The organism is Aquitalea sp. S1-19 (assembly GCF_024343515.1).
Map to the genome: position 1 here is coordinate 1 of NZ_RJTZ01000263.1, position 1,818 is coordinate 1,818.

The following is a 1,818-nucleotide window of genomic DNA, read 5'->3' on the forward strand; positions in this document are numbered from 1 at the left end:
CGTGTGCGATGCGAATGCCCCGCTCGTTCTGGCCGGCGTCGTCACGCTCGACCAGTTGCAGTATTCTGCCGCCAATTCCGCCCTGACTATTAATTTCCTCTGTCGCCAGACGAATGCCTTCGCGCATGGACAAGCCCATGGGCGATGAGTTGCCGGTAAATGCTCCTGTGACTCCTATACGCAAGGGCTGAGGGGTGGAGGAGGCCGCTTGTACCGTGCCCAGCAATATAGGCAGCATGGCAAGGCAGACGCGTAAAGTAGGCATTATGTGCTGTTCGCTGGCGTATTTCATTGGCGTACAATAAGTCGATAGACCATATGGTTTCAAGTTTAATGAATTAAATACTAAAAGCATTAAGCGGGTGGACTCGGGTAGACTGTCGTCTTCTTTCGCTATTTTTGCTGTGCCTATGTTTTTGTTGCCCTGGTTTTCCCGTCAAACAAGTGGCCGCCGTCTGCCTCGCTGGTTACGATTGGTTCCCAATACCACCATTGTCCTGTTCTTTCTCATGATGCTGTTGGTGTGGTGGATGCTGGATGTGCGCGAGGCCGAGCAGCGTCAGGTTGAACTGGTCCGCGATGTGCAGTGGGCCGAGCAGACCATACAGTTGCGGCTGGAAGATGATGTGAGTCAGTTGGCAACGCTGGTTTACGCCATTACCCATGAAGAGGTGGAGCGCGCCGATTTTGAACGTCAGGCCGCTGAATTGATGGCCAATGCGCCGGAAATCGTGCAACTGACCCAGTTTGATGCGCAGGGTAATTGGCTGGCTGGAGCCGTTTTACCCGAGCAGTTTTTGCCAAGGTTAAAGGGCAAGGAACAGACTGGTTTATGGCCATCCTTATTGCTTAACGCACGCCCTGTTTTCAGTCGACCCTACAAGCTAAGCAATCAGAACTGGGCGTTTGCCTTGTTGTTGCCTATCCAGCGGCAAGACCGCTTTGCCGGTGCCGTGATGGCGGTGTTTGATGCGACGGCCTTTGTGCGCCATGTGCCGCCGGCCTGGTTTAGTGAAAAGTATCAGCTGGCCTTGCAAGACCAGTCGGGTGTGACGCTGGCGCGTAGCGCCGCACCCGCGCAGGAATACGCCCGCTCTGCCGCCCGCCTGATTCTGCCGGGGACCGGCTTGGTTTTGCGTGCCCATCCCTTGGGGAGTCCTTTCTCTTCTGCCCTGACATTTCAACTGGCTTTGATTGGCGGTTTGGCCTTGCTGACACTGATCAGCCTGATTCTGTTGTCGCGCCATATCGGGCGCCGTATAGAAGCTGAGGATGATCGCAATATGGTTTATCAGATGTCCCAGGAAATGTTGGGCCTGATGCGCGCGGACATGACTTTGCTGGATGTCAATCCGGCCTTTTCTGCTGCATTGGGCTATAGCCAGGCGCAGTTGGTGGGGACGTCTTTGTTGAGTTATTTGCAGGAAGAGGCGCGCGAGTCCGTGCGCGAGAAGTTATTGCGGATACTGGACGGTACCGAGCCGGATATTTTGCTTGAAACCGGGCTGCTTGCCGCGGATGGCCGTGTGCGCTGGGTGAATGGCTGCGATGCCGAAATGATCTTGCTGGATGATATTACAGCCCAGCGTGAGGCAGAGCAGCGCTATCAGTCCCAGTTGATCCAGATGCAGGCGACCAGCCGTCTGGTGACCATGGGAGAAATGGCCTCTACCCTGGCGCATGAGCTGAATCAGCCCTTGGCCGCGATTGCCAACTATCAGGCTGGCTGTGTCGCCCGTATTCGTCAGGGCAAGAGTTCTGCCGAGGCACTGTTGCCTGTGATGCAGAAGATTACCGAGCAGGCGGAACGCGCCGGCA

At 55.7% G+C, this 1,818-nt stretch carries 2 protein-coding genes; one reads left to right on the forward strand and one right to left on the reverse strand.

Features of this window, described 5'->3' with window-relative positions:
* A partial coding sequence (locus tag EGI20_RS18085) for an ABC transporter substrate-binding protein (protein WP_498633081.1) occupies positions 1-265 on the reverse strand: 265 nt, incomplete at its 3' end.
* Between the two features lie 244 nt (positions 266-509).
* On the opposite strand from EGI20_RS18085, the gene EGI20_RS18090 reads away from it, so the two are divergent.
* Positions 510-1,818 (forward strand): PAS domain S-box protein (locus EGI20_RS18090; protein ID WP_498633083.1); only part of this gene is annotated, 1,309 nt, incomplete at its 3' end.